We start from the raw sequence: 26263 nt of genomic DNA on the forward strand, positions 1-26263 counted from the left end.
GACGACGTAACGTCGAGAGCGGCGAGACCCCGACCGGGGGCTCGCCGCTCCGTCGTCTCCGCCCCCGGCGCGCGAGACCGTCACACCGTCCCACCGAGAGAGGTGCCGCCGTGCCCGAGGGCCATTCCGTCCACCGCATCGCCAACCAGTTCGAGCAGAGCTTCGTCGGCCATCGGGCCGAGGTCACCTCACCCCAGGGCCGCTTCGCGGCCGGGGCCGAGAAGCTCGACGGCGCGACCATGGTCGACGCCAAGGCCGTCGGCAAGCAGATGTTCCTCGAGTTCGACAACGGGTTGTGGTTGCACGTGCACCTCGGCCTCTACGGCGCGTGGGACTTCGCGGGCGCCATCGCGACCGGCCACTCGATGGCCGAGTCGCGGACGCGCCGCTCGGCCACCCGCAAGGCCGAGAACGCCCCCGACGCCGACGGCGAGCACTCGATGTCGAGCATCGGCGCCCCCCGCACGAGCCGCGTCCGCATGGCCGAACAGGAGAAGACCGAGGACGACGTCGAGTCGTTCCCGCCCGAGCCCGTCGGCCAGGTGCGGGTCCGGTTGCTGACCGACACCGCCGTCGGCGACCTGCGTGGGCCGACGAAGTGCGAGGTCCTCGACGCGGCCGGCGTCGACCTCGCCATCTCGAAGCTCGGCCCCGACCCCCTCGTCGACTCGCCGAAGAAGGGGGCCGACCGCTTCGTGTCGATCGCGGGCAAGAAGCGCACCCCGATCGGGCTGCTGTTGATGGACCAGAGCGTGGTCAGCGGCATCGGCAACATCTACCGTGCCGAGCTGCTGTTCCGGGCCCGGCTCGACCCGCACACGCCCGGCAACCAGGTGCCCGAGGACGTCCTGCGCGACCTCTACAAGGACTGGACGAAACTGCTGAAGAGCGGTGTCGAACTCGGCCAGATGATGACGATGGACGGCCTCACCAAGGCCCAGCGCGCGAAGGCGCTGCGCAGCCGGGCCGACCGCCACTGGGTGTACCACCGCGAGGGTCTGCCCTGCCGGGTCTGCGGGACGAACATCGTGATGGAGATGGCCGCGGGTCGCAAGCTCTACTGGTGCCCGACCGACCAGACTTGAGCGCATGCGGCACACCCCCACGTTCGTCCTGTCCGACGTCGACGAGGTCAAGCGGCTCGTCCGCGAGAACCCGTGGGCCACGATCGTCTCGAACACGGCGTCCGGGCTCGTCGCCTCGCACTACCCCGTGGTGCTCGAGCAGGACGCCGCCGACCCCGACGCGATCGTGCTCGTGAGCCACGTCGGCCGCCCCGACGAGCGGTCGCACGAACTCGGCGAGCACGAGGTCATGGTGATCGTCCAGGGCCCGCACGGCTACGTCTCGCCCGGCTGGTACCCGGCCGAGCAGATCATCCCCACCTGGAACCACGTCACCGCGCACCTCTGGGGCACCCCCGAGATCCTCTCCGACGACGAGAACTTCCGCGTGCTGGGCGAACTCGTCGACCACTTCGAACGCGTCATGCCGAACCCCTCGACCCTCACCCTCGACGACGAGGGCTCGAGACGGGTCGCGAAGGGGACGGTCGGCATCCGCCTGCGCGTCACCCGCTTCGACGCCCGGGCCAAGCTCAGCCAGAACAAGGCGCCCGAGGTCGTCGACCGCATCGTCGACGAGCTCGAGCACGGCGAGCACTACGCGCAGCCCGCGCTCGCCGCCGAGATGCGTCGGGTGCGCGACCGATGACGGTCGGTGCGGTCGGTGCGGTCGGTGGGGTCGGTGCGGCCGACGGAGCCGAGGAGGCGCGGCGCACGATCCTGAGGGACGTCCGCCTGGTCGGCGGCGGGCCCGCCCCCGTGGACGCCCTGCTCGACGGTGGTCGTGTCGTCGCGCTCGCGTCCGGCCTCCCCTCCGACGGTGCCGAGGTGCTCGACCTCGGCGGCCGCTGGCTCGCCCCGGGCCTGTGGGACTCCCACGTGCACATGGACCAGTGGGCACTCGTCCGTCGTCGGCTCGACCTGTCGGCGGCCCGCTCCGCCGCCGAGGCAGCGTCGATCGTGGGGGAGCGGCTCCGCTCCGAGCCGGTCGAGGCCGGTGGCACCCTCGTCGGCTACGGCTTCCAGGACGCGCTGTGGCCCGACGCCCCGAGCCGCGCGCTGCTCGACTCGGTGGCCGGCGACGTGCCGGTCGTCCTGGTCAGCAACGACCTGCACTCCGTCTGGCTCGACTCGTCCGCCCTCGCCCGCCACGGGCACGCCGACCACCCGACGGGTCTGCTGCGCGAGCAGCCGGCCTTCGACGTCAGCGCCGCGGTGAGCGTGGTGCCCGACGACCTGCTCGACTCGTGGGTCGGCGAGGCCGTCGACGCGGCCGCCGCCCGAGGGGTCGTCGGCGTCGTCGACCTCGAGATGACGCTGGGCCTCGACCGCTGGGCGCGACGGGTGGCCGGTGGGACGCGCGGGCTGCGCATCCGTGCCGGGGTCTACCCGCGCGACCTCGACGCCGTCGTGGACAGGGGCCTCCGCACCGGCGACGTCGTCCCGGGCACCGGCGGCCTCGTCACCATGGGGCCGTTCAAGATCATCACCGACGGCTCCCTCGGCACCCGCACCGCGTGGTGCCACGAGCCGTACCCCGGGCTCGAGGGCGACCCCGCGGCCCGGGGGGTGCGGATCTACGAGACCGACGAACTCGTCTCGTGGCTGCACCGCTCCTCCTCGGCCGGGTTCGTGCCGGCCGTGCACGCCATCGGCGACGCCGCCAACGCCCAGGCCCTCGACGCCTTCGAACGGGTCGGCTGCGGTGGCAGCGTCGAGCACGCCCAGCTGCTCGACGCACGAGACGTCGAACGCTTCGCCCGCCTCGGCGTCGTGGCCAGCGTCCAACCCGAGCACGCCATGGACGACCGCGACGTGGCCGACCGCTACTGGGCGGGCCGGACCGACCGGGCCTACGCCTTCGAGAGCCTGGTCGCCGCCGGCGTCCGGCTGCAGCTCGGCTCGGACGCACCCGTGGCGCCCCTCGACCCGTGGGTGGCGATGGCCGCGGCGATCTCGCGCTCGCGCGACGGACGCGAGCCGTGGCACCCCGAACAGCGCGTCGTCGCCTCGGCGGCGCTCGCCGCGTCGACGGATGGTCGTGCGATGGTCGAGGTGGGCTCGGTCGCCGACCTCGTCGTCACCGAGGTCGACCCCCTCGCCGCGTCCGACGTCCGGTTGAGGGGCATGCCCGTCTCGGGCACCCTGCTCGGTGGCCGCTGGACTCACCGCGACCTCTGACGCACCGCGACCTCTGACGCACCGCGACCTCTGACGCGACGAGCCCGGCACGGCGAAGGCCGCCACCCCGTGCGGGGTGGCGGCCTTCGTCCGTCTGGCGAGGGTGCCCAGCTGATGGGCCGGCTCAGCCCGCGACGTGCGCGGCGAGGAACCAGCGGTCCTTCTCGAGGCCGCGCGAGATCTCGATCGCGACGTCCTGGCTCGAGGCGTCGAGCTCGCCGAGCTCGTCGATCGCCTCGCGGACGGCGACGAGCGACGCGTCGATCTGGGCGACCAACTCGGCGATGGTGACGTCGATCTGGTTGAAGCCGGGCGAGGTCGGGGGGATCACGGTCTTCGCGGCGACGGACTCGATGCGGCCGTCGACCGGCAGGCCGAGGGCGACGACGCGCTCGGCGGCGAGGTCGGCCCATTCGCGGGCGTGGTCGACGACCACGTCGATGAGTTCGTGGACGGCGACGAACGCGATGCCGCGCACGTGCCAGTGGGCCTGCTTGCCGTTGACCGACAGCGCCGTCATGTCGGTGACGATCTGGCTGAGGAACTGGGCGACGCCGGCGGCGACGTCGGGGTCGACGGAACCCTGGGGGACGGTGCGGGTGATGTCGGTCATGACGTGGTCCTTTCCTAGACGATGGAGGCAACGCTAGACGTCTGAGAAGATTCCGCAAGCAAGCTGAGGCTCGGCTCACCAAGGGCAGGCTCGCCTCATCCCTCGCCTCGGCGGGCCCGGTGGGGGGATAACCCCACCGAGGTTCCGGGCGCTGGCAGCATGGGCTCGACGAGTCGGGCCGACCAGGCTCGAAGCATGATCCAGGAGACCCCCATCAGCGCCGCGAACCCCTACCTCTCCCCGCCGAGTCCTCCCGGCGGCTACCGACGACGCTGGCGCGAGCTGCCGCGCGAGCTCGGGTACGTCGCCCTGTCGGCCGTCCTCGTCGTCATCGTCTCGGCGGCGGCCTCGCTGTTCCTCCACGCGGTCAACGCGTCCAGCGACTCGCTGGCGACCCTCGTGTTCCTCGCCGTCGTCGTGTTCGGCGCCCTCTGGGTCGCCCGCTGGTTCGGCACGTTCGAGGTGCTGCGTCTGCGGTGGGCCAGCGACCGGCCGATCCGACCGGTCGACTGGACGCCGAACACCGCCTGGGGGCGGTCCACCAACCGCTTCGCACGCGCCGTCTCGGTGTTCGCCAACCCGCACTACTGGCTCTACCTGCTCTACGGCGTCGTGGTCTTCCCGATCGTGGCGGGGTTCAGCACCTTCGTCCTGGTCTCGTTGCTGGCCGGCCCGCTGGTGTTCGTCGTCGGGGCGTCGCTCGTCTTCGGCATCGTGCCGTCGATCCAGCCCGGGGACTGGGTCTCGTTCGTGGGCAACGGGGCCGGCGTGGCCCTGACGCTCATCGCCCTGGCGCTCTTCGCCGGCGTTGTCCTGCTCTACCCGTACGTGGTGCACGCCGCCGTCGTCATGCACCAGGCGATCGCGGCCGCCATGCTCGGCGGGTTCCGCAGCGAGCAGCTCGAGGTCGAGCTCGCCGACCGTGAGATCTCGCGCACGGCCGCCCTGTCGGCCGAGGGCACGGCGTTGCGGCGGCTCGAGCGCGACATCCACGACGGTCCGCAGCAGCGCCTGGTGCGCCTGCAGATGGACCTCGCCGCGGCCTCCCGCGCCGTCGACACCGACCCCGAGAAGAGCAGGTCCCTCATCGAGGAGGCGCGGGTGCAGTCGCGCGAGGCCCTCGAGGAGCTGCGCGCCCTGTCCCGCGGTTTCGCGCCTCCTCTGCTGTTGGACCGCGGCCTCGTCGCGGCCCTCGAGTCGCTCGTCGACCGGTCCGTCGTGCCGACGACCCTGCTGAACAGGGTGCCCGCGCACGTCGTCGTGCCGAGCGACATCGAGCGCAACGCCTACTTCATCGCGTCCGAGCTGGTGACGAACACCGGCAAGCACGCCCAGGCGGCGAGTGCCGACCTCGTGCTGCGCACGCGTCAGGCGCCGGACGGCGTCGGCACCCTGCTCGAGCTCGTCGTCACCGACGACGGTCGGGGCGGGGCGGGGCTGCGCGACGGTCACGGCCTGGCCGGGGTGCAGGAGCGCCTCGTGGGGCTCGGAGGGTTCCTCGACATCAGCAGCCCCCAGGGCGGGCCCACCATCGTCACGGTGAGCATCCCGATGGTGGTCGACCTGCACGGCAACGCCACGCTGCCCCTGCCGACCGAGCCGCTGCCTCCGTTCTCGGCGACGGCCGCCACCGAGCCGGTGCCCGACGGCCCGCTCGACCCGCCCGCCGGGCCCCCGGCCGGGCCGCTCGACCCGCCCTCGGGGCCGCCCGCTCGCCCGTAGGAGGCGAGCCCGCCCCTAGTCTGGTCGGGTGAGTCTCGAGAGCCCCTCCCGTCAGCCCCTCCGCGTCGTCGTCGCCGACGACTCGGTGCTGCTGAGGGAGGGGCTCGTCCGCCTGCTCGACGAGATCGGCGTCGAGGTCGTCGGGGCCTACGGCGACGCCGACTCCCTGTTGGCCGACCTCGACGAGGTGCGTCCCGACATCGCCGTCCTCGACGTCCGCATGCCCCCGACCCACACCGACGAGGGCGTCCGGGCCGCGATCGAGGCCCGTCGTCGTCGGCCGGACCTCGGCATCCTGCTGCTATCGCAGTACGTCGAGGTGGCCTACGCGCGGGACCTGCTCGAGGCCGGTTCGGGTGGGGTCGGCTACCTCTTGAAAGACCGCATCGCCTCGTTCGACGAGTTCCGCGACGCCCTCGGGCGCGTGTCGGACGGCGGGACGGTCCTCGACCCGCAGGTCGTGTCGCAGCTGCTCGGTCGGCGCAGCGATCCTCTCGCGGCCCTGACGCCGCGCGAGCGCGAGGTGCTGACGCTCATGGCCGAGGGCCGGACGAACGCCGCGATTGCGGCCGAACTGGTGATCGGCACCGGGGCGGTCGAGAAGAACGTGACCTCGATCTTCCAGAAGCTGTTGCTCGAGGACAGCGGCAGCGACCACCGCCGGGTGCTGGCCGTCCTGGCGTTCCTCCAGCGCTGAGCCCGCCGAAGGGGGCCCTCGCCTCCGGACCGTCGGCGCTGCGTCGACGACCGCGGGCGTCCGGAGGGGGCGGCCCGCGCCTCCTCGGGGTCAGCTGCCGGCGTGCGAGCCGTCGGCGTCCGGGTCGGTGGGGGAGTCGGCCTGCGGTGCGCTGACCCGGGCGCCTGCCACGTCGAGGACGACGTCGCGGAGTTCGTGGCCGAGGGTCTCGTAGCCGGCCGTCGTCGGGTGGATGCCGTCGAGGCTCGTGCCGGGCGCGTAGAGCTCGCCGGCCCGGGCGAAGCCCCACGGGTCGGTGAACGTCCACCCCTCGTCGACGACGTGGCGCTCGAGGTCGGCCTCGTACCGTGCGGCGGCGGCCGGGTCGCGATCGTACGGAGGGATGGCCGCGACGACGACGTGCTTCGGTCGGATCGTGTCGACGATCGCGTCGTACGACGCGGCGGACTCGGCGAAGCTCAGCCCGAGCCGCACGTCGTTCGTGCCCGACATCAGCACGAGGACGTCGACGTCGGCGACGGGCCGGACCGCGGCGGCCTGCTCTTGCACGGTGGACCCGCCCTTGGCGTAGCCCCCGACGTAGTCGACGCCGTCGCCCTGCGCGTAGGTCATCCAGGTGTCGGCGGTCAGCCCCTCGCTCAGCAGGCGGCCGCCCCCGGCGGTCAGCGAATCGCCGACGACGGCGACGCGCACGCCGCCCGAGGCCGCCGCCTGGTGGTGGGGCTGTGCTCGAGACCCCGGGTCGACGGGACCGGAGGCGACGGTGGCCACGGGCTGGACGGCGCACCCCGCCGCCAGGAGGACGACGGTCGCCCCGAGCAGCACGGCGGAGGCGAGGTTCGAGCGCGTCATGAGCACATCTTCCGGCACGTCGGCCGCCCGGTCATCCGTCACGAGGATGACGCACCTCCGGTGCGCGCATTGATCTTCTGACATACGTATATTAGGATGAAACATCGGGTCGGCAGGGGTCGGCTCCCGTCGGTGGACGACCGCACGAAAGGCAGCCATGACCGCGATTCGCTACCGCCCCGAACTCGACGGGCTCCGAGCCGTCGCCATCATGACGACGATGTGGTCGCACGCCGGGTTCGTCGGCCTCAGCGGCTCGGGCATCGACTTCTTCTTCGTGATCAGCGGCTACCTCGCCACCTCCATCGCGCTGCGTGACCGCGCACGCGGCACCTTCACCCTCGGCGGCTACCTGATCCGGCGCATCCGACGCATCATGCCGGCGCTGCTCGTGGTCATGGCCGTGACGGTGCCGTTCGCCGTGGTGCTGATGCTTCCCGACGAGCTGGAGAACTACGGGCAATCTCTCGTGGCCACCTTGTTCTCGGGCAACAACGTCCTGCTCTACCTGACGTCGGGGTACTGGGACCTCGCGTCCGAGTTCAAGCCGTTCTTGCACACGTGGAGCCTGGGGGTCGAGGAGCAGTTCTACCTGCTGTTCCCGCTCGTCCTCCTGGTGTCGCACCGGCTGCCGACCGCGTTGCGCACGGCGCTGCTCGTGCTCACCCTGATGGCGAGCTTCGGGATCGCCGTCGTGTGGGGCGTCGTGGACCCCGACGCGGCCTACTACCTGTTGCCCGCACGGGCGTGGGAGATCCTCGTCGGATGCCTCGTCGCCGTGGGCGTGGCGCGGGGCTGGCGGGTCCTCGTGGGGGTCCCGAGCCGCGTCCGCGGCGTCCTCTCGGGCGCCGGCCTCGTGCTCGTGCTCGTCTCCTTGGTGATGGCCCGGTCCGAGGCCGGGTTCCGGGTGCCGGTCATCGTCACCGCCGTCGCCGGCGTCGGGTTGATCATCGCCTACGCGACCCCGGGTTCGTTCGTCACCCGGGTGCTGGGCAACCGGGTGCTGGTCGGCATCGGGACGATCACGTTCAGCGTCTACCTGTGGCATCAGCCCCTCTTCGTCTTCGCCCGCATCCTCCTGCCCGACACGCCGCCGGCCTGGCTGTTCGTCGTGCTCATGTTCGCGGCGCTCGGCCTCGGGTGGTCGTCGTGGAAGTTCGTGGAGGAGCCGTTCCGGCGGCCCGCCCGGATGTCCCTGCGGACCTTCGTCCCCGTCGTCGCGAGTGCGGCCGTCGTCGTGGTCGGTTGCGGGCTCGTGTTGAACGCGACGAACGGCCTGCCGGAACGTCTGGGAGAGGACCCGGCCGTGGCGTCGATCGACTACAACCGTCGCATCGACGCGTTCGGCAGCGAGCCGTTCGGTCGTGACGGGGCCGTGCACGTGCTCGTGGTGGGTGACAGCTGGTCTCGGGACCTCGCGAACAGCGTTCTCGAGACGTATCCCGACGTCGACCTGGAGATCCGTCACGTGAACGGTCCGACCTACGACGTGAGCGTCTGCTTCCTGGCCCACAATCCGGGTCTGGCCGACTCGGCGCTCTACGCCGGCGCCGATCTCGTGCTGGTGGCCATCAGCGACCCGTACGAGCCGTGCCTGCAGGGTGAGCTCGACCGCATGACGGCCGACGGCAAGGCGGTGTTCTACGGCGGTCCGAAGAACTTCGGGGCCAACCTCAACTGGATCATGCAGCGCGAGGGGGCCGCGCGGGCCGACTTGACCAATAGGACGCCCGACTGGGTGATGGAACGCGAACGGGAGTCGTCGGCGATCGTGCCCGCAGACCACTACCTGTCGTGGTCGTCCCTCTTCGAGGACGGACACGTGCCGATCACGGACGCCGAGGGGGCCCTCCTGTCGCCTGACCGGGTGCACTTCACGCAGGCCGGCGCACGGCAGTTCGGGCTGGCCCTGCTGGCCTCGCCCCTCGACGACTACATGCAGGCCCACCGCACGGCCACCGACTGAGGAGCGGGCGCGGGCGGCGACCGAGGACGAAGAGAGGGGATGACGGGAATCGAACCCGCGTGATCAGTTTGGAAGACTGAGGCTCTACCATTGAGCTACATCCCCGTGAGCGGCCGGGCCGCACGGGTGAGACCAGCATAAGGCATCCGACGACTCCGCTCAGTCACGGGCCCTCGGCGTCGGCTAGACTCGACGCGGCCTTCACGCACCCGACCTCAACGGGGCTCACGCGTGTCGACCGGTTCCAGGCTGAATCACGGGGCGTAGCGTAGTGGCTAGCGCGTCCGTTTTGGGGGCGGAAGATCGCAGGTTCGAGTCCTGTCGCCCCGACGATCGTCTACCTGCTGTCTCGGATGTGAGATCAGCGCCACCAACACAGGAGAAGCCCCACATTGGTCCAGACCACGGTTGAGAAGCTCAGCCCCACGCGCGTCAAGCTCAACATCGTCGTCACCCCCGACGAGCTCAAGCCCAGCGTCACGCACGCCTACGGTCACATCGCCGAGTCGGTCAACATCCCCGGGTTCCGCAAGGGCAAGGTGCCGCCGCCCATCATCGACCAGCGCGTCGGTCGTGAAGAGGTGCTGAACCACGCCGTCAGCGAGAGCCTCGACAAGTTCTACCGCGAGGCCGTGACCGAGACCGAGATCCGCGTCCTCGGTCGTCCCGAGGCCGACGTGGTCGAGTGGCCCGACGTCAAGGACTTCTCCGGCGACCTCAAGATCGCCGTCGAGGTCGACGTGCGTCCCGACTTCGACCTGCCCGACTACGACGGCCTCGAGCTGACGGTCGACACGGTCGAGATCACCGACGACGAGATCGCCGAAGAGCTCACGAACCTCCGCACCCGCTTCGGCACCCTGGTCACCGTCGACCGCCCCGCCACCTCGGGCGACTTCGCGCAGATCGACCTCACCGCCACCATCGGCGACGACGTCGTCGACACGGCCAAGGGCATCTCGTACGAGCTCGGCTCGGGCGAACTGATCGAGGGCATCGACGAGGCCCTCGAGTCGCTGACCGCCGGTGAGAGCACCACGTTCGAGTCCAAGCTGCTCGGCGGCGACCGCGAGGGCGAGACCGCCCAGATCGCCGTCGACGTCACCGCGGTGAAAGAGCGTGAGCTGCCCGAGGCCGACGACGACTTCGCCCAGATCGCCAGCCAGTTCGACACGATCGACGAGCTCAAGGGCGACCTGAAAGAGCAGCTCGCCAAGTCGAAGACGTTCGGTCAGGGTGCCCAGGCGCGCGACCAGGTCGTCGAGAAGCTGCTCGAGGCCGTCGAGATCCCCGTCCCCGAGAAGCTCGTCGAGGACGAGGTGCACCGTCACCTCGAGCAGGAGAACCGCCTCGAGGACGACGAGCACCGTGCCGAGGTGAAGGAGAGCAGCGAGAAGGCCTTCCGCAACCAGATCCTCCTCGACGCGATCGCCGAGAAAGAGGCCGTCAAGGTCGAGCAGGACGAACTGACGCAGTACCTCATCCAGGGTGCCGCCCAGTACGGCATGGAGCCCGGCGAGTTCATCAAGGTCCTCGACCAGAACGGCCAGATCCCCGCCATGGTCGGCGAGGTCGCTCGCAGCAAGGCCCTCGCGGTCGTGCTCAGCAAGGCCAAGGTCGTCGACGGCAAGGGCGACTCGGTCGACCTGTCCGCCTTCACGGCGACCGCGGGCGTCGGTGGCGACGACGACCACGAGGGTCACGACCACGCGTAGTCGACGAGGTCGGGTCGGCTGACCCGTCACGTCGAGAGGGCCGGGTGCGAGTGCGCACCCGGCCCTCCGTCGTCTGCCGCACCGCGCCTCCCGAACTGTCGGGCGAGGCCCGTCCGGGCACGGGAGGCGCGGTATCTGCCGTGGGCGAACAGCCCGGAACCCGCGCGTCGGCTCCGATAGATTCGACGACAAGCGACAACGAATGGGAGCTCCACCATGGCCGACGTGACACTGCCCAACAGTGTTTTTGACCGACTGCTCAAAGACCGGATCATCTGGCTCGGCTCTGAGGTCCGCGACGAGAACGCCAACGAGATCGCCGCGAAACTGCTGCTGCTCGCTGCGGAAGACAGCGAAAAAGACATCTACCTCTACATCAACTCGCCCGGCGGGTCGATCACGGCCGGCATGGCCATCTACGACGCGATGGAGTTCGTGCCGAACGACATCGTCACCGTCGGCATCGGCATGGCCGCCTCGATGGGTCAGCTGCTGCTGACCGCCGGCACCAAGGGCAAGCGCTACATCACGCCCAACGCTCGCGTGCTGCTCCACCAGCCGCACGGTGGCTTCGGTGGCACGTCGTCCGACATCCAGACGCAGGCGCAGCTCATCCTGTCGATGAAGCGTCGACTGGCCGAGATCACCGCGGCGCAGACGGGCAAGACCGTCGAGCAGATCAACGAGGACGGCGACCGCGACCGCTGGTTCACCGCAGAAGAGGCGCTCGAGTACGGCTTCGTCGACCACATCCGCGGGTCGGCGACCGACGTCGTCGGCGGTGCCGGCACCGACCAGGCCTAGGCCTCCGCCCCTTCGTCAGAACGAGAAAGAGAAGAACTCATGGAACTCCCGATGATGGGTGGTGCGGGTCGAGTGCAGACCCCCGACTCCCGGTACATCCTGCCCAGCTTCGAAGAGCGCACGGCCTACGGCTACAAGCGTCAAGACCCCTACGCCAAGCTGTTCGAGGACCGCATCGTCTTCCTCGGCGTGCAGGTCGACGACGCCTCGGCCGACGACATCATGGCCCAGCTGCTCGTGCTCGAGAGCATGGACCCCGACCGCGACATCACGCTGTACATCAACTCGCCCGGTGGTTCGTTCACGGCCATGACGGCCATCTACGACACGATGCAGTACATCCGCCCCGAGATCCAGACGGTCTGCCTCGGCCAGGCGGCGTCCGCCGCGGCCGTGCTGCTCGCCGCCGGGCAGCCGGGCAAGCGCCTCGCCCTGCCGAACGCCCGCGTGCTGATCCACCAGCCCGCGACCGGCGGCAGCAGCGGAGGCCAGGCGTCCGACATCGAGATCCAGGCAGCCGAGGTGCTCCGCATGCGCACCTGGCTCGAAGAGACGCTGTCGAAGCACTCGAACAAGACGCCCGAGCAGGTCAACCGCGACATCGAGCGGGACAACATCCTCGGTGCGCAAGAGGCCCTCGAGTACGGCCTGGTCGACCAGGTCCTCGGTTCCCGCAAGAACCAGCCGGCCGCGCTCACGCGCTGACCACCGCGTGATCTCGAAGGCCCCGGGCGATCCGCCCGGGGCCTTCGTCGTGCCGGCGCCCGTCGTCGCTGCCGTCGTCCGGCGAGGGCGCGGGTGGATGTGCGCGAACCACCCGGGTCGGTCCGTGAGTGTCGGCGGATCGGGTTAGGCTCGGTGGACACGACGACCGATCCCGGTCGATGACCTCAGCCAATCAGGGAGGCCGAGCATGGCACGCATAGGTGAGAGTGCCGATCTGCTCAAGTGCTCGTTCTGCGGCAAGAGCCAGAAGCAGGTCCAGCAGTTGATCGCCGGTCCCGGCGTGTACATCTGCGACGAATGCGTCGAGCTGTGCAACGAGATCATCGAAGAGCGCCTCGCCGAGGCGGGTGACGAGCCCGCGAGCGAGTTCGACCTGCCCAAGCCGCGCGAGATCTACTCGTTCCTCGAAGAGTACGTGATCGGTCAAGACGCGGCGAAGCGCGCCCTGTCGGTGGCCGTCTACAACCACTACAAGCGCATCCGTGCCGCGTCGACCCTCACGGCCGCCGAGTCGCTGGCCGACGAGGTCGAGATCTCGAAGTCGAACATCCTCTTGATCGGCCCCACGGGGTGCGGCAAGACCTACCTCGCGCAGACCCTCGCCAAGCGACTCAACGTGCCGTTCGCCGTGGCCGACGCCACGGCCCTGACCGAAGCCGGCTACGTCGGCGAAGACGTCGAGAACATCCTGTTGAAGCTCATCCAGGCCGCCGACTACGACGTCAAGCGGGCCGAGACCGGCATCATCTACATCGACGAGATCGACAAGATCGCGCGCAAGGCCGAGAACCCGTCGATCACCCGCGACGTCTCGGGCGAGGGCGTCCAGCAGGCGCTGCTCAAGATCCTCGAGGGCACGGTCGCCTCGGTGCCCCCGCAGGGCGGCCGCAAGCACCCTCACCAAGAGTTCATCCAGGTCGACACGACCAACGTGCTGTTCATCGTCGCCGGTGCCTTCGCCGGCCTCGAAGACATCATCTCGAACCGCGCGGGCAAGCGCGGCATCGGCTTCGGGGCTCCGCTGCACAGCAAAGAAGACGAGGCGGCGCTGTTCAGCGAGGTCCTGCCCGAAGACCTGCACAAGTTCGGGCTCATCCCCGAGTTCATCGGGCGTCTGCCGGTCGTGACCACGGTCACGCAGCTCGACCAGCCCGCGCTCATGCAGATCCTCACCGAGCCGAAGAACGCCCTCGTGCGGCAGTACCAGCGCATGTTCGAGATCGACGGCGTCGAGCTCGAGTTCGACCGGGGTGCCCTCGAGGCCATCGCCGACCTCGCGGTCCTGCGCCAGACCGGCGCGCGCGGTCTCCGCGCCATCCTCGAAGAGGTCCTGGGGCCGATCATGTTCGACGTGCCCTCCGACGACACGGTCGGGCGCGTGGTCGTCACCCGCGCCTCCGTCCTCGAGAACGCCGCGCCGACCATCGTCCCGCGCCTCGTCGAGCACCGCACCGAGAAGTCCGCCTGACACCGGCCGGCAGGCCGCGCGGCACGACGAACGCCCCCACTCCGCGAGTGGGGGCGTTCGTCGTGCCGAGGTCGGGCCCTGGTGTGCGGGGCCTGGATGCCTGCAGCGGCAGGCCGGGCACCACCACACCGCGTTTCGTGCGCGGCACCCCGACTGGTCCGGGTGCGGTGCACGAATCGGGGTGCGGTGCTGTGCGCGCCGAGCCCAAGACCGAGCCCGAGCCCGAGCCTGGGCCCGAGCCCGAGCAGCAGCTCGCAGCCAGCCCGCCGTCAGGCGAGCCCGCGACGCGCGAGCAGGGGCTCGACCCGGGCGTCGCGACCGCGGAAGTCGCGGTAGGCCTCGAGAGGGTCCTTCGAGCCGCCGACGCCGAGCAGGCGCGACCGGAAGCGGTCGCCGTTCTCGCGCGCGAGCCCGCCGTTCTGCTCGAACCACTCGACGGTGTCGGCGTCGAGCACCTCGCTCCAGATGTACGAGTAGTAGCCCGCGTCGTAGCCGCCGGCGAAGGTGTGGGCGAAGTACGTGCTCGAGTAGCGGGTGGGGACGGCCGCGAGGTCGAGGCCCACCGCGGCCAGCGCCTCCTGCTCGAACGCCTCGACGTCGGTGACAGCCGCCGCCTCGGCCGCCGACAGGGCGTGCCAGGCCTGGTCGAGCAGGGCCGCGGCGAGGTACTCGCTCGTCTCGAAGCCCTGGTTGAAGCCCTGCGAGGCGAGGAGGGCGTCGACGAGGTGCTGCGGCAGTCGCTCGCCGGTCTCGTGGTGGACGGCGTAGTTCGCCAGCACCTCGGGCCAGAGCATCCACATCTCGTTGACCTGGCTCGGGAACTCCACGAAGTCGCGGAAGACGTTGGTGCCCGAGAACGACGGGTAGGTCACCCGGGCGACCAGCCCGTGCAGTGCGTGCCCGAACTCGTGGAAGAACGTGGTGACCTCGTCGAGGGTCAGCAGGGTCGGTCGACCGGCCGGCGGCTTCGGAACGTTCAGGTTGTTGACCACGACGGTCGGCAGGCCGGTCAGCGACGACTGCGAGACGAGCGGGTTCATCCAGGCCCCGCCGCGCTTGCTGTCGCGCGTGTACAGGTCGAGCACGTACAGGCCGACCTCGCCGCCGTCGGCATCGGTGACCTCGAAGACGCGGGCCTCGGGGTGGTAGGCCACGAGGTCGGGGCGCTCGGCGAAGCGCAGGCCGTAGAGCGCGCCCGCCGCGAAGAAGACGCCGTCGCGCAGCACGCGCTCCGCCTCGAAGTACGGCCGCATCGCCGCCGTGTCGACGTCGTGCTCGTCGGCGCGGACGCGCTCGGCGTAGAAGGCCCAGTCCGAGGCGCGGACCGGGCGGCCGGCGACGCGCTCGAGCGCGGCCTGCTCGGCGCGCGCGTTGCGGGCCGCCGGAGGCGCGAGTCGGCCGAGCAGGTCGGCCACCGCCTCGGGGGTGCCCGCGGTCTCGCCCGCGGTGACGTAGGCGGCGTGCGAGGCGAAGCCGAGCAGTTCGGCGCGCTCGGCCCGCAGGCGGGCGATCTCGAGCACGAGGTCGCGGTTGTCGTGGTCGCCACCGCGGCGACCGCGAGACAGCGAGGCTTGCATGATGCGCTCGCGCAGCGCCTCGTTCGTCAGGCTCGCCAGGTAGGGGTGGCCGCTGAACAGCACGAGGGTGACGACGTACCGGCCGTCGAGTCCTCGCTCGCGCGCGGCCTCGGCGGCGGCGTCGATCGCGCCGGCGTCGAGGCCGCCGAGCTCGGCGACGTCGTCGACCACGACGGCGAGGTCGTTCGTGTCGGCCAGCAGGTTCTTCTCGAAGCGGGTGGTCAGGGTCGAGAGCCTGCCGTTCAGCTCGCGGAGGCGGCCTTTGTCGTCGTCGCCGAGGGCGGCACCCGAGCGGGTCGCCTCGTCGACCAGCCGTTCGACGAGGTAGCGCTGTTCGGCGGTCAGGTCGAGGTCGTCACGGCGGTCGTGCACGGCGAGCAGTCGGGCGAACAGGCGCGGGTCGAGGCGGATCGCGTCGGCGTGGGCCGCCAGCTTCGGGGCGAGGTCGAGCTCGAGGGCGTCGGTCGCCTCGGTCGAGTCGGACGAGGTCTTGTTGAAGAACGCGTGCTCGACCCGGGTCAGCGTGGCACCGCTGCGCTCGAGGGCGGCGACGGTGTTCTCGAACGTCGGCTCGGCCGGGTCGGTGGCGATCCGTTCGACCTCGGCCAGCTGCTCGGCGAATCCGGCCTCGAACGCCGGGCCGTAGTCGTCGTCGGTGATGCTCGCGAACGGCGGCAACGAGTACGGCAGCGTGCTGGGGGAGAGGAACGGGTTCGTCATCAGCCCACCCTAGGAGGCGCGCTAGGGTCGCGACATGAGCGACCGCCCCGAGACGCCCGCCCGGTACACCCACGGCCACCACGAGAGCGTGCTGCGCAGCCACTCGTGGCGGACGGTCGAGAACTCGGCCGCGTACCTCGAGCCGCACCTCGTGCCCGGCACGAGCGTGCTCGACGTCGGCTCGGGCCCCGGCACCATCACCGTCGACATCGCCGGCCGCGTGGCGCCGGGGCGGGTGATCGGCATCGACGCCGCCGCCGGCATCGTCGAGCAGGCGACGTCGCTCGCGGTCGCGTCGGGCCTGCACAACGTCCGGTTCGAGACGGCCGACCTCTTCGCGCTGCCCTTCGACGACGACGCCTTCGACGTCGTGCACGCGCACCAGGTGCTGCAGCACGTCGGCGACCCGGTGGCGGCGCTCCGCGAGATGCGCCGGGTGACCCGGCCCGGGGGAGTCGTGGCCGTCCGTGACGTCGACTACCACGGCTGCGTCTGGGCCCCCGAGAACCCGGGGCTCGACCGGTGGATGGACGTCTACCAGGCGGTGCACCGCGGCAACGGGGGCGAACCCGACGCCGGGAGGCGCCTCAAGGAGTGGGCGCTCGACGCGGGCTTCGTCGACGTGGCGAGCAGCGCCTCCGTGTGGTGCTTCGCCTCGGACGAGGACCGCACCTGGTGGGGTGACAGCTGGGCGACCCGGGTGACCGAATCGGCGTTCCACGCCGACGCGATCGAGAAGGGCGTCGCGACCCCCGACGAGCTGCATGCGATCGCCGACGCCTGGCTCACCTGGCGCGACGCCCCCGCCGGCTGGCTGATCATGCCCCACGGTGAGGTGCTCGCCCGCGCCTGATCGTCGTCGACCTGTCCGCCGCGAGTCGGCGGACGCCGAGGCACAGACGACAGGAGATGGTGGGGAAGCGCAAACCTCGAGCCCATCGGCCGGTTCGGTGTCTTGAGGTTCATTCGTCTGTCGTCTACGGCACACCGTAATTGAAGCGTAATATTTAAACCCCGCATGATGGCTACGGTTGAATCCACGAGAGCGACGGTCGCTCTCGGAGAGGAGACCTTCCATGAGTAGAACGACACGTGTTGCGAGCGCAGCGGTGACAATGACTATCGCGACGTCCAGTGTTCTGTGCAGTGGTGGAACGGCCAGGGCCGTCGAACTGCACGCCCCCGATGCAGGTACACCGATCGCTGCGACCAGCGCTGCCTTTGTCCCGTCACCCGGCGAGAAGGATTCGGAGCAACGGGCTGTGCCGATTCTGGCGATCATCGGCGCCGTGATCGCCATAGGGGGCAGCTACAGCGCGATGGGTCGGGAAGCAGGCGAACGCGTTTACCACGCTGGTGTTCGAAACGCTGCTTACCAGCAGGTCAAGTGGAAGGTACGGGCAGCCGCTGTGGCTGCGTGCGGTGCCGTCGGGGGTGCGATCTTCATGACCAGCTTCGAGAACCAGTTCTACTCGATGAGTTGACCATGACCCGACCATGGCTGATCTTCTTCCTTGTTCTCGTGTGCGTTCTTCATGCCTTCGACGCTCTTTCAGATTTCCTGGTCGGTGACTCGGCCTGGGGCTGGGCGGTGGCTCAGTGTGCTGCCATGCTGTGCATAGTTGCCACCGCCTGTCGAAGGCCCGGCGCCCAAGAATGCTCGGCACGCCCAGCCGCTTTCGATCGCTCAGAGGTGTAGTCGGCGGACGCCGAGGCGCAGACGACGGGTCGAGCGGATGCACGACGTGCCGCCCGCCTGGCGAGGCGGACGGCACGTCGTGGCGTCGAGAGGTGGTCGGCCCTAGTCGTCGTCGCCCTCGGTGTCGACGGGTTCGTGGACGTGGGCCTCGCCGGTGACGGCGTCGACGCGGATGACCGTGCCGTCGTCGAGCTCGACGACGGGCCGGTGCTCGAGCCAGGTCAGCGTCCAGCGCCACGACGTCGCGTCGACGCCCTGGTCGGCGAGCTCACGCTCGACCTGGACGACCGCCCCGAGGACAGGAGCGGGCAGCTCGGCCGGAGCCGCGCCTCCCACGCTCCACCGCGTGCCGAGCTGCATCAGGCACCCGCCGTCGGAGCCGGGGCGGCAGCAGGGGCGGCAGCGGCGTCGGCCGGCTGCTCGGCGAACACGATGTCGCCGACCGCGAGCTCGTCGCCCTCGGCGAACGACAGGTCGGCGATCTTGCCGACCGCCGCGAGGTCGCCCGCCGCGAGCCTCACGAGCTCGAGCTGCGCGGCCGGGCCCGAGATGACGGCCGAGGCCACCGGGGTCTTCTGCGAGGCCTTCGCGTCGGACTTGGCCCGGCGCACGAAGATCAGCGCCTGGCCCACGAGTCCGACGAGGCCCGAGGGGCGCTCACCGTCGGCGAGACCGAGCTCGTCGACCGTCGGCCACGCGGCCCGGTGCACCGAGTCGTCGTGGGTCCACGACCAGACCTCTTCGGTCGCGAAGGGGAGGTACGGCGCCAGCAGGCGCAGCAGGCCCTCGAGGACCGTCCGCAGGGCGAGCACGGCCGAGGCCTGCTCGGCCGGGGTGGTCGCCCCGTAGGCGCGCTCCTTCACGAGCTCGAGGTAGTCGTCGCAGAAGGCCCAGAAGAACTTCTCGGTCGTCTCGAGCGCACGGGCGTGGTCGTAGCCCTCGAGGGCCTCGGTCGCGGTCTCGATCACGGCGGCGAACGACGCGAGCAGGTCGCGGTCGAGCGGCTGGGTGATCTCGAACTCACCGGAGGGCAGCTCGAACGAGTACACGAACTTGGCCGCGTTCAGCACCTTGATCGCCAGACGGCGGCCGATCTTGATCTGCTTCGGGTTCTGCGGGTCGAACGCGGCGTCGGTGCCCAGTCGGCTCGACGCCGCCCAGTAGCGCACCGAGTCCGAGCCGTGCTCGTCGAGCATGGCCGCCGGGGTGACGACGTTGCCCTTCGACTTCGACATCTTCTTGCGGTCGGGGTCGACGATGAAGCCCGAGATCGACGCGTTCTTCCACGGCACGGTGCCCGACTCGAGTTGCGACCGCAGCATCGTCGAGAACAGCCACGTGCGGATGATGTCCTGCCCCTGGGGGCGGACGTCGTACGGGAACACGAGGTCGAAGAGCTCGGGGTCGCGCTCCCACCCGCCCGCCAGCTGCGGCGTGAGCGACGAGGTCGCCCAGGTGTCCATCACGTCGACCTCGCCGACGAAGCCGCCGGGCACGCCGCGCTGCGACTCGTCGTAGCCGGGGGCCGCCTGGGACGCCGGGTCGATCGGCAGCTGTGCCTCGGTGGGCACGATCACCTGGTCGAAGACGGGGTTGCCGTCGCCGTCGAGCGGGTACCAGACCGGGATCGGCACGCCGAAGAACCGCTGGCGCGAGATCAGCCAGTCGCCGTTCAGACCGTTGACCCAGTTGTCGTAGCGCACGCGCATGAAGTCGGGGTGAAAAGCCACCTGGGTGCCCCGCTCGAGCAACGAGCCCTGAAGCTTCTCGTCGCGCGCGCCGTTGACGACGTACCACTGACGGGTCGACACGATCTCGAGCGGCTTGTCGCCCTTCTCGAAGAACTTGACCGGGTGCGAGATCTTGCGGATCTCGCCCACCAGCTCGCCCGAGGCGGTGAGCTGCTCGACGACGGACTGCTTGGCGCTGAACACCGTCTTGCCGGCCAGCTGCGCGTACGAGGCGCGACCCGCCTCGGACGTGATCGCCTCGGGCGCCTCGCTGACGAAGCGGCCGTCGAAGCCGATCACGGCACGGTTCGGCAGCTGCAGCTCGCGCCACCAGACGACGTCGTTGGTGTCGCCGAAGGTGCAGACCATGGCGATGCCCGAGCCCTTGTCGGGCTGGGCGAGGTGGTGCGCCACGACGGGCACCTCGACGTCGAAGAGGGGCGAGCGCACGGTCGTGCCGAACAGGGCCTGGTAGCGCTCGTCGTCGGGGTGCGCCACGAGGGCCACGCAGGCCGGCAGCAGCTCGGGTCGCGTGGTGTCGATCAGCACGTCGCCCTCGCCGTCGGTGCGGTGGAAGGCGAGCTTGTGGTACGCGCCGGGCATCTCTTTGTCTTCGAGCTCGGCCTGGGCGACGGCCGTGCGGAAGGTGACGTCCCAGAGCGTGGGGGCGTCGGCCTGGTAGGCCTCGCCCCGCGCCAGGTTGCGGAGGAACGCCTTCTGGGCGATGGCCTGCGACCCGTCGTCGATGGTGCGGTAGCTCTGCGTCCAGTCGACCGAGAGGCCGAGCTTCCGCCAGACGTCCTCGAACTGCTTCTCGTCCTCGACGGTGAGGCGCTCGCAGAGCTCGATGAAGTTGCGGCGCGAGATCGGCACCTGGTCGGCGGCCTTCGACGACTTGTTGTCTCCGCCCTCGAAGGGCGGGGTGAAGTCGGAGTCGTAGGGCAGCGACGGGTCGCAGCGCACGCCGTAGAAGTTCTGGACGCGACGCTCGGTGGGCAGGCCGTTGTCGTCCCAACCCATCGGGTAGAACACGCGCTTGCCGCGCATGCGCTCGAACCGGGCCTTGACGTCGGTGTGCGTGTAGCTGAACACGTGGCCGATGTGCAGGCTGCCCGAGGCCGTCGGCGGCGGGGTGTCGACCGAGAACACGGAGGCGCGGCTGGCGCCCGTGCGGTCGAAGCGGTAGGTGCCGTCGCCCTCCCAGACCTGGCCCCAACGGGCCTCGAGTCCTTCGAGGGCGGGCTTCTCGGGCATCGCTGACGGCATGGTCTTCTCCGGTTCTGTGGACGGCACCGTGTCGGTGGGGAGGTGCCTGGTTGTGGGACTGCGACCAGTGTACGCACCCTCGCGAGCCCCCTTCGGGAACCGCCGCCGCGCCTCCCGGGCGGTGCGCTCGCTGCACCGATGCACTCGCTGAACTGGTACTGACATGGCAGCCCTGGTAGGCTCGACGGGTTTTTGCCGACGCTGGGGTCGACGTCCACCACCCGACGACCTGGAGGCCTCACCTGATGTCAGCCAAGAAGCACGACAGCACGAAGCCCGCCCGACGGAAGCTCACGACCGACGACGTCACCGTCGTCGAGGAGGGCCTGCTCAAGCGCGCGGTCAGCGCCGCCGCCCTCGGCAACGCCATGGAGTGGTTCGACTTCGGCGTCTACGCCTACATCACGACGACCATCGCCCAGGTGTTCTTCCCGCCGGGCAACGACGCGCTGAACATCCTGTTCACCTTCGGCACGTTCACCGCCGCGTTCATCGTGCGCCCGATCGGCGGTGCCTTCTTCGGCCCGCTCGGCGACCGCATCGGCCGGCAGAAGGTGCTCGCGCTGACCATGATCCTCATGGCCGCCGGCACCCTGGCGATCGGCCTGATCCCGTCGTACGCGACGATCGGCCTCTGGGCGCCCGTGCTGCTGTTGCTCGCCCGCCTGCTGCAGGGCTTCTCGACGGGCGGCGAGTACGGAGGCGCGGCCACGTTCATCGCCGAGTACTCGCCCGACAAGCGTCGCGGCTTCATGGGCTCGTGGCTCGAGTTCGGCACGCTCGCCGGCTACGTGCTCGGCGCCTCGCTGGTGACCGGCCTGCAGCTCGGCATGAGCGAGGAGGCGCTGCTCGCCTGGGGTTGGCGCATCCCGTTCTTGATCGCCGGGCCGCTCGGCCTGATCGGCCTGTACCTGCGGCTCAAGCTCGAAGAGACCCCGGCGTTCCAGAAGCAGCAAGAAGAAGCCGCCGGCCGCGAGCACGTCAAGGTGCCGTTCGTGAAGCTGTTCGCCGAGAACTGGCGCGCGCTGATCGTGTGCATCGGTCTCGTGCTGGTCTTCAACGTCACCGACTACATGCTGCTGTCGTACATGCCGACCTACCTGACCAACACGCTCGGACGCAGTGCGACCTCGGGCCTGCTGCTCGTCATCGTCGTGATGGTGCTGATGATGATCGTCATCACCTTCAGCGGACGCCTGAGCGACCGGTTCGGCCGCCGCCCGGTGCTGTTCGCCGGCTGCATCGGCTTCTTGGTGCTCTCGTGGCCCGCCCTCAAGCTCGTGCAGTCCGAGAGCACGCCGCTCGTCTTCGTCGGCCTGCTGGTGCTCGGCCTCGTCCTCGTCACGTTCACCTCGACGATGCCCTCGACGCTGCCCGCGCTGTTCCCGACGATCATCCGCTACGGCGCCCTGGCCATCGCCTTCAACGTGTCGGTCTCGCTGTTCGGCGGCACCACGCCGCTCGCGACCGAGGCGCTCGTCGTCTGGGCCGAGGGGCGGGGCTTCTCGTGGGCCCACGACATCCCGGCGTTCTACCTCATGGCCGCGGCCGTGATCGGCCTGGTCGCCGTGTGGTTCACGAAGGAGACCGCGAACGAGCCGCTGCTCGGTTCGGGCCCGTCGGTCGCCACCGACGACGAGGCGCGCGAGCTGGTCGAGGCCTACGCCGACGAGTCGAGCGAGGTCTCGACGTCGGACTGGGGGCTCGAGTGGGCCCAGTCGGGTCTGATCGACGTCGTCGACCCGAAGGCCGCCGAGGCCGACGCCGCCCGCCGCGGCTGAGCCGGCTCGCCTCCCGCGCCGGCTCGCCTCCCGCGCCCGTCAGGGGCGGGCGGCGAGCAGGGCCCGGGTGTGTGCGTGCCGTGGGCGGCCGAAGACGTCGGCCGTGCGACCCTGCTCGACGATCCGGCCCTCGTGCATGACGGCCACCCGGTCGGACATGTGCTCGACGACGTCCAGGTCGTGCGAGATGAACACGTAGGCGAGCCCGTCCTCACGTTGCAGCTCGTCGAGCAGGTCGAGCACCTGGGCCTGCACCGAGACGTCGAGCGCCGAGACCGGCTCGTCGCAGACGACCACCCGGGGCCGCGGGGCGAGCGCCCGGGCGATCGCGACCCGCTGCCGTTGGCCGCCCGACAACGTGTCGGGTCGGCGTGCGGCCGTGTCGGCCGCGAGCCCGACCCGGCCCAGCAGGGCGACGACCTCGGCTTCGACCGGCCGCAGGCGCGTCTGACGGCCGGCCGTCAGGGCGTCGGCGAGCAGCCTGCCCACCGTGAAGCGCGGGTCGAACGAGCTCGCCGGGTCCTGGTAGATCGCGCCGAGGTCGCCCCGGCGGGGACGTCGGTCGCGCTCGCGGGCCGGGGCCCAGGGGGCTCCGAGCAGCTCGACCGTCCCGGCGTCGGGATCGTCGAGGCCGAGCAACAGGCGGGCCGTCGTGGTCTTGCCCGAACCCGAGGCACCGACGAGGCCGAGGGTCTCGCCCGCCTGCAGCGAGAGCGAGACGTCGTCGACGGCGACCCGGTCGGGGCCCCGGCGAGCCGGGAAGACCCGTCGCAGACCGCTCGCGACGAGGACGGCCTCGGCCGGGGCAGTCGTCGAGGGGACGGGCGCCACCGAGGCGACGGGAGTCGCTGAGGCGACGGGCGCCGCCGAGGCGACGGGAGTCGCTGACGCGACGGGCGCCACCGAGCCGGCTGCGCCTCCTGCCGGGGGTGCGACGGACGCGACCGGCGTCGCGGACCCGCGCGCGCCTCCTGCAGGCGGACCCTTGGGGGCCGTGGAGCCGGACAGGCGCCGACCTCGCGGCGCACCCCCGGGCAGCGCCGCCACGAGCATGCGCGTGTAGTCGGCCTGCGGGGCGTCGAGCACGGCGGCCGTGGGGCCCTGTTCGACGACGCGTCCGTCGCGCATGACGACGACGCGGTCGGCCAGGCGACGGACGACGCCGAGGTCGTGGCTGATGGCGAGGACGGCCGTCCCGCCGTCGCGCAGGGCCGCGAGTCGGTCGACGACCACTCGCTGCACCTCGGAGTCCAGCGCGGTCGTGGGTTCGTCGGCCACGATCAGCCCGGGTCGCAGGGCGAGCGCCGCCGCGATGAGGGCCCGCTGGCGGAGGCCGCCCGACAGCTCGCCCGACCGGAGCGCCCGACGTGCCTCGGGGTCGGGCATGCCCACCTCGGTGAGCACCTCGAGCACGCGGGCCCGACGCTCGGCCGGCGACAGGCGGGTGTGCAGCCGCAGGGCGTCGTCGATCTCGCGCCCGACCGGACGCAGCGGGTCGAGCGAGACCAGGGCGTCCTGCAGCACGAGCCCGATGCGCGGGCCACGCAGCCGTCGCCACCGACGCTCGGTCAGCGTCAGCAGGTCGTCCTCGCCGAGTCGGAGTGCCTCGGCAGTGACCGTTCCGCCGGTCAACCCCAGCAGGGCCCGCGCGGTCACGCTCTTGCCCGAGCCGGACTCGCCGACGAGCGCCACGCACTCGCCGGGGCGCAGCGAGAACGACACGTCGTCGACGGCCGTGACCCCGTCGAACGCGACGTGCAGGTGGTCGACGACGAGGTCGTCCGAGGAGGCGCGGCGGTCGTCGCCGCTCAGGGCCCCGGGCCCCGAGGCGGTCGGGTTCACGATCGTCCCCCCTGCCCGCGTCGGGCGAGACCGCGACCCAGCACGGTCGCCGACGCGGCCGTCAGGACGACGGCGAGGCCGGGGAAGACGGTCATCCACCAGGCGAGGGCGAGGTAGGTGCGCCCGGCGGACAGCATGGCGCCCCACTCGGGCGCCGGCGGAGGCGACCCGAGCCCGAGGTAGCTCAGCGACGACGCCCAGACGACGGCCTGGCCGAGGCCCAGCGTGGCGAGCACCACCACCGGCGCGAGCGCGTTCGGCAGCACGTGACGCACCAGCACGACGGCGGGGCGACGGCCGAGCACCGTCGCGGCCTCGACCATCGGCGACCGGCGGACGGCCGCCACCTGGCTGCGGACGATGCGGGCGTACCCGGGCGCCGTCGCGAGGCCGACGGCGATCGTCGCGGGCACGGCCCCGGGCCCGGTGAACGCGATCACGACGAGTGCGAGCAGCAGGCCGGGCAGGGCGAACAGCACCTCGAGCACCCGGCTGACGCCCGCGTCGGTCGCCCGTCCCGCCCAGCCCCGACCCCCGAGGCCGGCCAGCACGCCGAGCGCGACGCCGAGGCCGGTGCCGATCACCGTGGCGACGAGACCGATGGTGAGCGAGGCGCCGGCGCCGTGCACGACGCGGGTCCACACGCCTCGCCCCGACTCGTCGGTGCCGAGGGGGTGCGCGAGCGACGGGGCGGCGAAGGCGTCGACCGGCGACACGGCCAGCGGGTCTCCGGGGGCCAGCAGGCCGGGCGCGACGGCCATCGCCACGACGAGCAGCAGGAGGGCCGCGGCGACCGTCTCGGCCGCACCGAGCGGCAGGCGTCGCCGGGCGCGGGACGAGGAGGCGCGGGTCGCTTCGCCACCCCGGGGCAGGTCGGGCAGCGCGGTCACGTCGCGCGCCCCCTCGGGTCGACGGCCCGCTCGGCCAGGTCGCCGAGCGCGACGACCACGACGTAGGCCAGGGCCGAGACCAGGGCGACGCCGGTGACGAGGGGGATGTCGCGCAGCGTGACGGCCCCGAGCAGGGTGCGGCCGAGCCCCGGACGGGCGAACACCGACTCGACGACGACGGCGCCGCTCAGCAGCGAGCCGAACGCCCAGCCCGACAGGGCGAGCCCGGGCAGGGCCGCGTGACGCAGCAGGTGACGGGCGAACAGTCCGGACGGGCTCTCGCCCCGCGCCCGTGCCGAGACCGTGAACGGCGTCGTGGCCGCGTCCAGCAGCGAGTCGCGGGTGACCTGCCCGAGGAACCCGGCGACGGGGATCGCCAGGGTGACGACCGGCAGCACGAGCCCGGCGGGCGTGCCCGTGCTCACCGGGGGCAGCAGGCCGAGCTCGGTGCTGAAGACGAGGATCAGCAGGCTGGCCAGCCAGAAGTGCGGCACCGCCGAGGCGACGACCTCGAGCCCGGACGACACCGTCGCGGCGACCCGGCCGCCGAGGGTCGCCCACCAGGCCGTGCCGATCGCCAGCAGCCAGGCCACGACGAGCGACAGCAGCGCGAGGCCGATCGTGCCGGGCAGCTGGTCGAGCAGCAGGCGGCCGACGTCGGTGCGCAACGAGTACGAGGTGCCGAGGTCGCCCGTCGCGAGCCTGCCGAGCTGGGCGAGGTACTGCACGAGCAGCGGCTGGTCGAGGCCGTACTGACGGCGCACCGTGTCGAGCGCCTCGGCCGACGCCTGCGACCCGGGCCCACCGAGGATCGCCTCGGCGGGGTCGCCCGGCACGAGGCGGATGGCGAAGAAGATCAGCGTCGCGACCGCCCAGAGCACGAAGACGGCGCCCAGCAGGCGGCCGACCAGCCACCGCCCGGCCCGTCGCCAGCGCCCCGGACGCACCCG

21 protein-coding genes and 2 tRNA genes are annotated in these 26263 nt (G+C 71.2%); 14 read left to right on the forward strand and 9 right to left on the reverse strand.

Annotation, left to right across the window (positions count from 1 at the left end):
- The first annotated feature begins 110 nt into the window (after window positions 1–110).
- Genes ASG05_RS14735 through ASG05_RS14745 form a run of 3 tightly spaced genes read left to right on the forward strand, consistent with a single transcriptional unit; the run spans window position 111 to window position 3245 of the window.
- Window positions 111–1085, forward strand: coding sequence for an Fpg/Nei family DNA glycosylase (locus ASG05_RS14735; protein ID WP_056262483.1), 975 nt, complete (start codon window positions 111–113; stop codon window positions 1083–1085).
- Window positions 1086–1089: 4 nt separating this feature from the next.
- On the forward strand, window positions 1090–1713 hold the full coding sequence (locus ASG05_RS14740) for an FMN-binding negative transcriptional regulator (RefSeq protein WP_056262486.1): 624 nt from the start codon (window positions 1090–1092) through the stop codon (window positions 1711–1713).
- Window positions 1710–3245, forward strand: a complete 1536-nt coding sequence (locus ASG05_RS14745; RefSeq protein ID WP_082486843.1) for an amidohydrolase — start codon at window positions 1710–1712, stop codon at window positions 3243–3245. Before ASG05_RS14740 ends, ASG05_RS14745 begins: the two co-directional genes overlap by 4 nt.
- Window positions 3246–3369: 124 nt before the next feature.
- Here the strand turns inward: ASG05_RS14745 and ASG05_RS14750 are convergent, their stop codons facing one another.
- Window positions 3370–3858 carry a Dps family protein gene (locus ASG05_RS14750; RefSeq protein ID WP_056262489.1) on the reverse strand — a complete coding sequence of 163 codons (489 nt, stop codon included), beginning with the start codon at window positions 3856–3858 and terminating at the stop codon, window positions 3370–3372.
- A gap of 195 nt (window positions 3859–4053) precedes the next feature.
- Between ASG05_RS14750 and ASG05_RS14755 the strand changes: the two genes are divergently transcribed.
- Together ASG05_RS14755 and ASG05_RS14760 are read left to right on the forward strand one after the other, a co-directional pair.
- Complete coding sequence (locus ASG05_RS14755; RefSeq protein ID WP_056262492.1) at window positions 4054–5580, forward strand: sensor histidine kinase; 1527 nt, start codon at window positions 4054–4056, stop codon at window positions 5578–5580.
- A 28-nt stretch (window positions 5581–5608) separates the two neighbouring features.
- Window positions 5609–6277 (forward strand): response regulator transcription factor, encoded by a 669-nt coding sequence (locus tag ASG05_RS14760; protein WP_056262493.1) that lies wholly within the window; start codon window positions 5609–5611, stop codon window positions 6275–6277.
- A gap of 90 nt (window positions 6278–6367) precedes the next feature.
- Here the strand turns inward: ASG05_RS14760 and ASG05_RS14765 are convergent, their stop codons facing one another.
- The gene (locus tag ASG05_RS14765; RefSeq protein WP_162240664.1) at window positions 6368–7129 is read right to left on the reverse strand and encodes an SGNH/GDSL hydrolase family protein; all 762 of its coding nucleotides are present in this window, start codon (window positions 7127–7129) and stop codon (window positions 6368–6370) included.
- Window positions 7130–7286: 157 nt separating this feature from the next.
- On the opposite strand from ASG05_RS14765, the gene ASG05_RS14770 reads away from it, so the two are divergent.
- Window positions 7287–9095, forward strand: coding sequence for an acyltransferase (locus tag ASG05_RS14770; RefSeq protein ID WP_056262501.1), 1809 nt, complete (start codon window positions 7287–7289; stop codon window positions 9093–9095).
- Between the two features lie 34 nt (window positions 9096–9129).
- Here the strand turns inward: ASG05_RS14770 and ASG05_RS14775 are convergent.
- Window positions 9130–9200: transfer RNA gene (locus ASG05_RS14775), tRNA-Gly, on the reverse strand.
- A gap of 152 nt (window positions 9201–9352) precedes the next feature.
- Between ASG05_RS14775 and ASG05_RS14780 the strand changes: the two genes are divergently transcribed.
- From ASG05_RS14780 to clpX, 5 genes are all read left to right on the forward strand, one after another.
- Window positions 9353–9425: transfer RNA gene (locus tag ASG05_RS14780), tRNA-Pro, on the forward strand.
- Window positions 9426–9487: 62 nt separating this feature from the next.
- Window positions 9488–10810: a trigger factor gene (tig, locus tag ASG05_RS14785; protein ID WP_056262505.1), complete on the forward strand. Its 1323-nt coding sequence runs from the start codon at window positions 9488–9490 to the stop codon at window positions 10808–10810.
- Window positions 10811–11026: 216 nt separating this feature from the next.
- Window positions 11027–11614 (forward strand): ATP-dependent Clp protease proteolytic subunit, encoded by a 588-nt coding sequence (locus ASG05_RS14790; RefSeq protein WP_043597035.1) that lies wholly within the window; start codon window positions 11027–11029, stop codon window positions 11612–11614.
- Window positions 11615–11653: 39 nt separating this feature from the next.
- The gene (locus ASG05_RS14795) at window positions 11654–12319 is read left to right on the forward strand and encodes an ATP-dependent Clp protease proteolytic subunit (protein ID WP_056262509.1); all 666 of its coding nucleotides are present in this window, start codon (window positions 11654–11656) and stop codon (window positions 12317–12319) included.
- A gap of 208 nt (window positions 12320–12527) precedes the next feature.
- Window positions 12528–13808 carry an ATP-dependent Clp protease ATP-binding subunit ClpX gene (clpX, locus tag ASG05_RS14800; RefSeq protein ID WP_056262513.1) on the forward strand — a complete coding sequence of 427 codons (1281 nt, stop codon included), beginning with the start codon at window positions 12528–12530 and terminating at the stop codon, window positions 13806–13808.
- A 269-nt stretch (window positions 13809–14077) separates the two neighbouring features.
- Here clpX and ASG05_RS14805 read toward each other — a convergent pair whose 3' ends face one another.
- Window positions 14078–16105: a M3 family metallopeptidase gene (locus tag ASG05_RS14805; RefSeq protein ID WP_056262518.1), complete on the reverse strand. Its 2028-nt coding sequence runs from the start codon at window positions 16103–16105 to the stop codon at window positions 14078–14080.
- Between the two features lie 34 nt (window positions 16106–16139).
- On the opposite strand from ASG05_RS14805, the gene ASG05_RS14810 reads away from it, so the two are divergent.
- Window positions 16140–16958, forward strand: coding sequence for a methyltransferase domain-containing protein (locus ASG05_RS14810; protein WP_056262521.1), 819 nt, complete (start codon window positions 16140–16142; stop codon window positions 16956–16958).
- A gap of 223 nt (window positions 16959–17181) precedes the next feature.
- Window positions 17182–17589: a hypothetical protein gene (locus ASG05_RS16500; RefSeq protein WP_157490261.1), complete on the forward strand. Its 408-nt coding sequence runs from the start codon at window positions 17182–17184 to the stop codon at window positions 17587–17589.
- A 317-nt stretch (window positions 17590–17906) separates the two neighbouring features.
- Here the strand turns inward: ASG05_RS16500 and ASG05_RS14820 are convergent, their stop codons facing one another.
- Both ASG05_RS14820 and valS read right to left on the reverse strand, forming a co-directional pair.
- Window positions 17907–18164 (reverse strand): hypothetical protein, encoded by a 258-nt coding sequence (locus tag ASG05_RS14820; protein ID WP_056262527.1) that lies wholly within the window; start codon window positions 18162–18164, stop codon window positions 17907–17909.
- Window positions 18164–20788 (reverse strand): valine--tRNA ligase, encoded by a 2625-nt coding sequence (gene valS / locus ASG05_RS14825; RefSeq protein ID WP_082486846.1) that lies wholly within the window; start codon window positions 20786–20788, stop codon window positions 18164–18166. The genes ASG05_RS14820 and valS overlap by 1 nt, the downstream gene beginning before the upstream one ends.
- 257 nt (window positions 20789–21045) lie before the next feature.
- On the opposite strand from valS, the gene proP reads away from it, so the two are divergent.
- A complete protein-coding gene (proP, locus tag ASG05_RS14830) occupies window positions 21046–22581 on the forward strand; it encodes a glycine betaine/L-proline transporter ProP (protein ID WP_056262534.1) in 1536 nt (511 codons plus the stop codon).
- A 39-nt stretch (window positions 22582–22620) separates the two neighbouring features.
- Here the strand turns inward: proP and ASG05_RS14835 are convergent, their stop codons facing one another.
- The 3 genes from ASG05_RS14835 to ASG05_RS14845 are packed head-to-tail and all read right to left on the reverse strand — an operon-like array spanning window position 22621 to window position 26260.
- Window positions 22621–24423 carry an ABC transporter ATP-binding protein gene (locus ASG05_RS14835; RefSeq protein ID WP_235491536.1) on the reverse strand — a complete coding sequence of 601 codons (1803 nt, stop codon included), beginning with the start codon at window positions 24421–24423 and terminating at the stop codon, window positions 22621–22623.
- Window positions 24420–25313 (reverse strand): ABC transporter permease, encoded by an 894-nt coding sequence (locus tag ASG05_RS14840; protein ID WP_056262538.1) that lies wholly within the window; start codon window positions 25311–25313, stop codon window positions 24420–24422. The genes ASG05_RS14835 and ASG05_RS14840 overlap by 4 nt, the downstream gene beginning before the upstream one ends.
- Complete coding sequence (locus tag ASG05_RS14845; RefSeq protein ID WP_056262541.1) at window positions 25310–26260, reverse strand: ABC transporter permease; 951 nt, start codon at window positions 26258–26260, stop codon at window positions 25310–25312. Before ASG05_RS14845 ends, ASG05_RS14840 begins: the two co-directional genes overlap by 4 nt.
- Window positions 26261–26263 lie beyond the last annotated feature (3 nt).

Source organism: Frigoribacterium sp. Leaf186, assembly GCF_001423905.1.
Classification (GTDB): Bacteria; Actinomycetota; Actinomycetes; order Actinomycetales; family Microbacteriaceae; genus Frigoribacterium.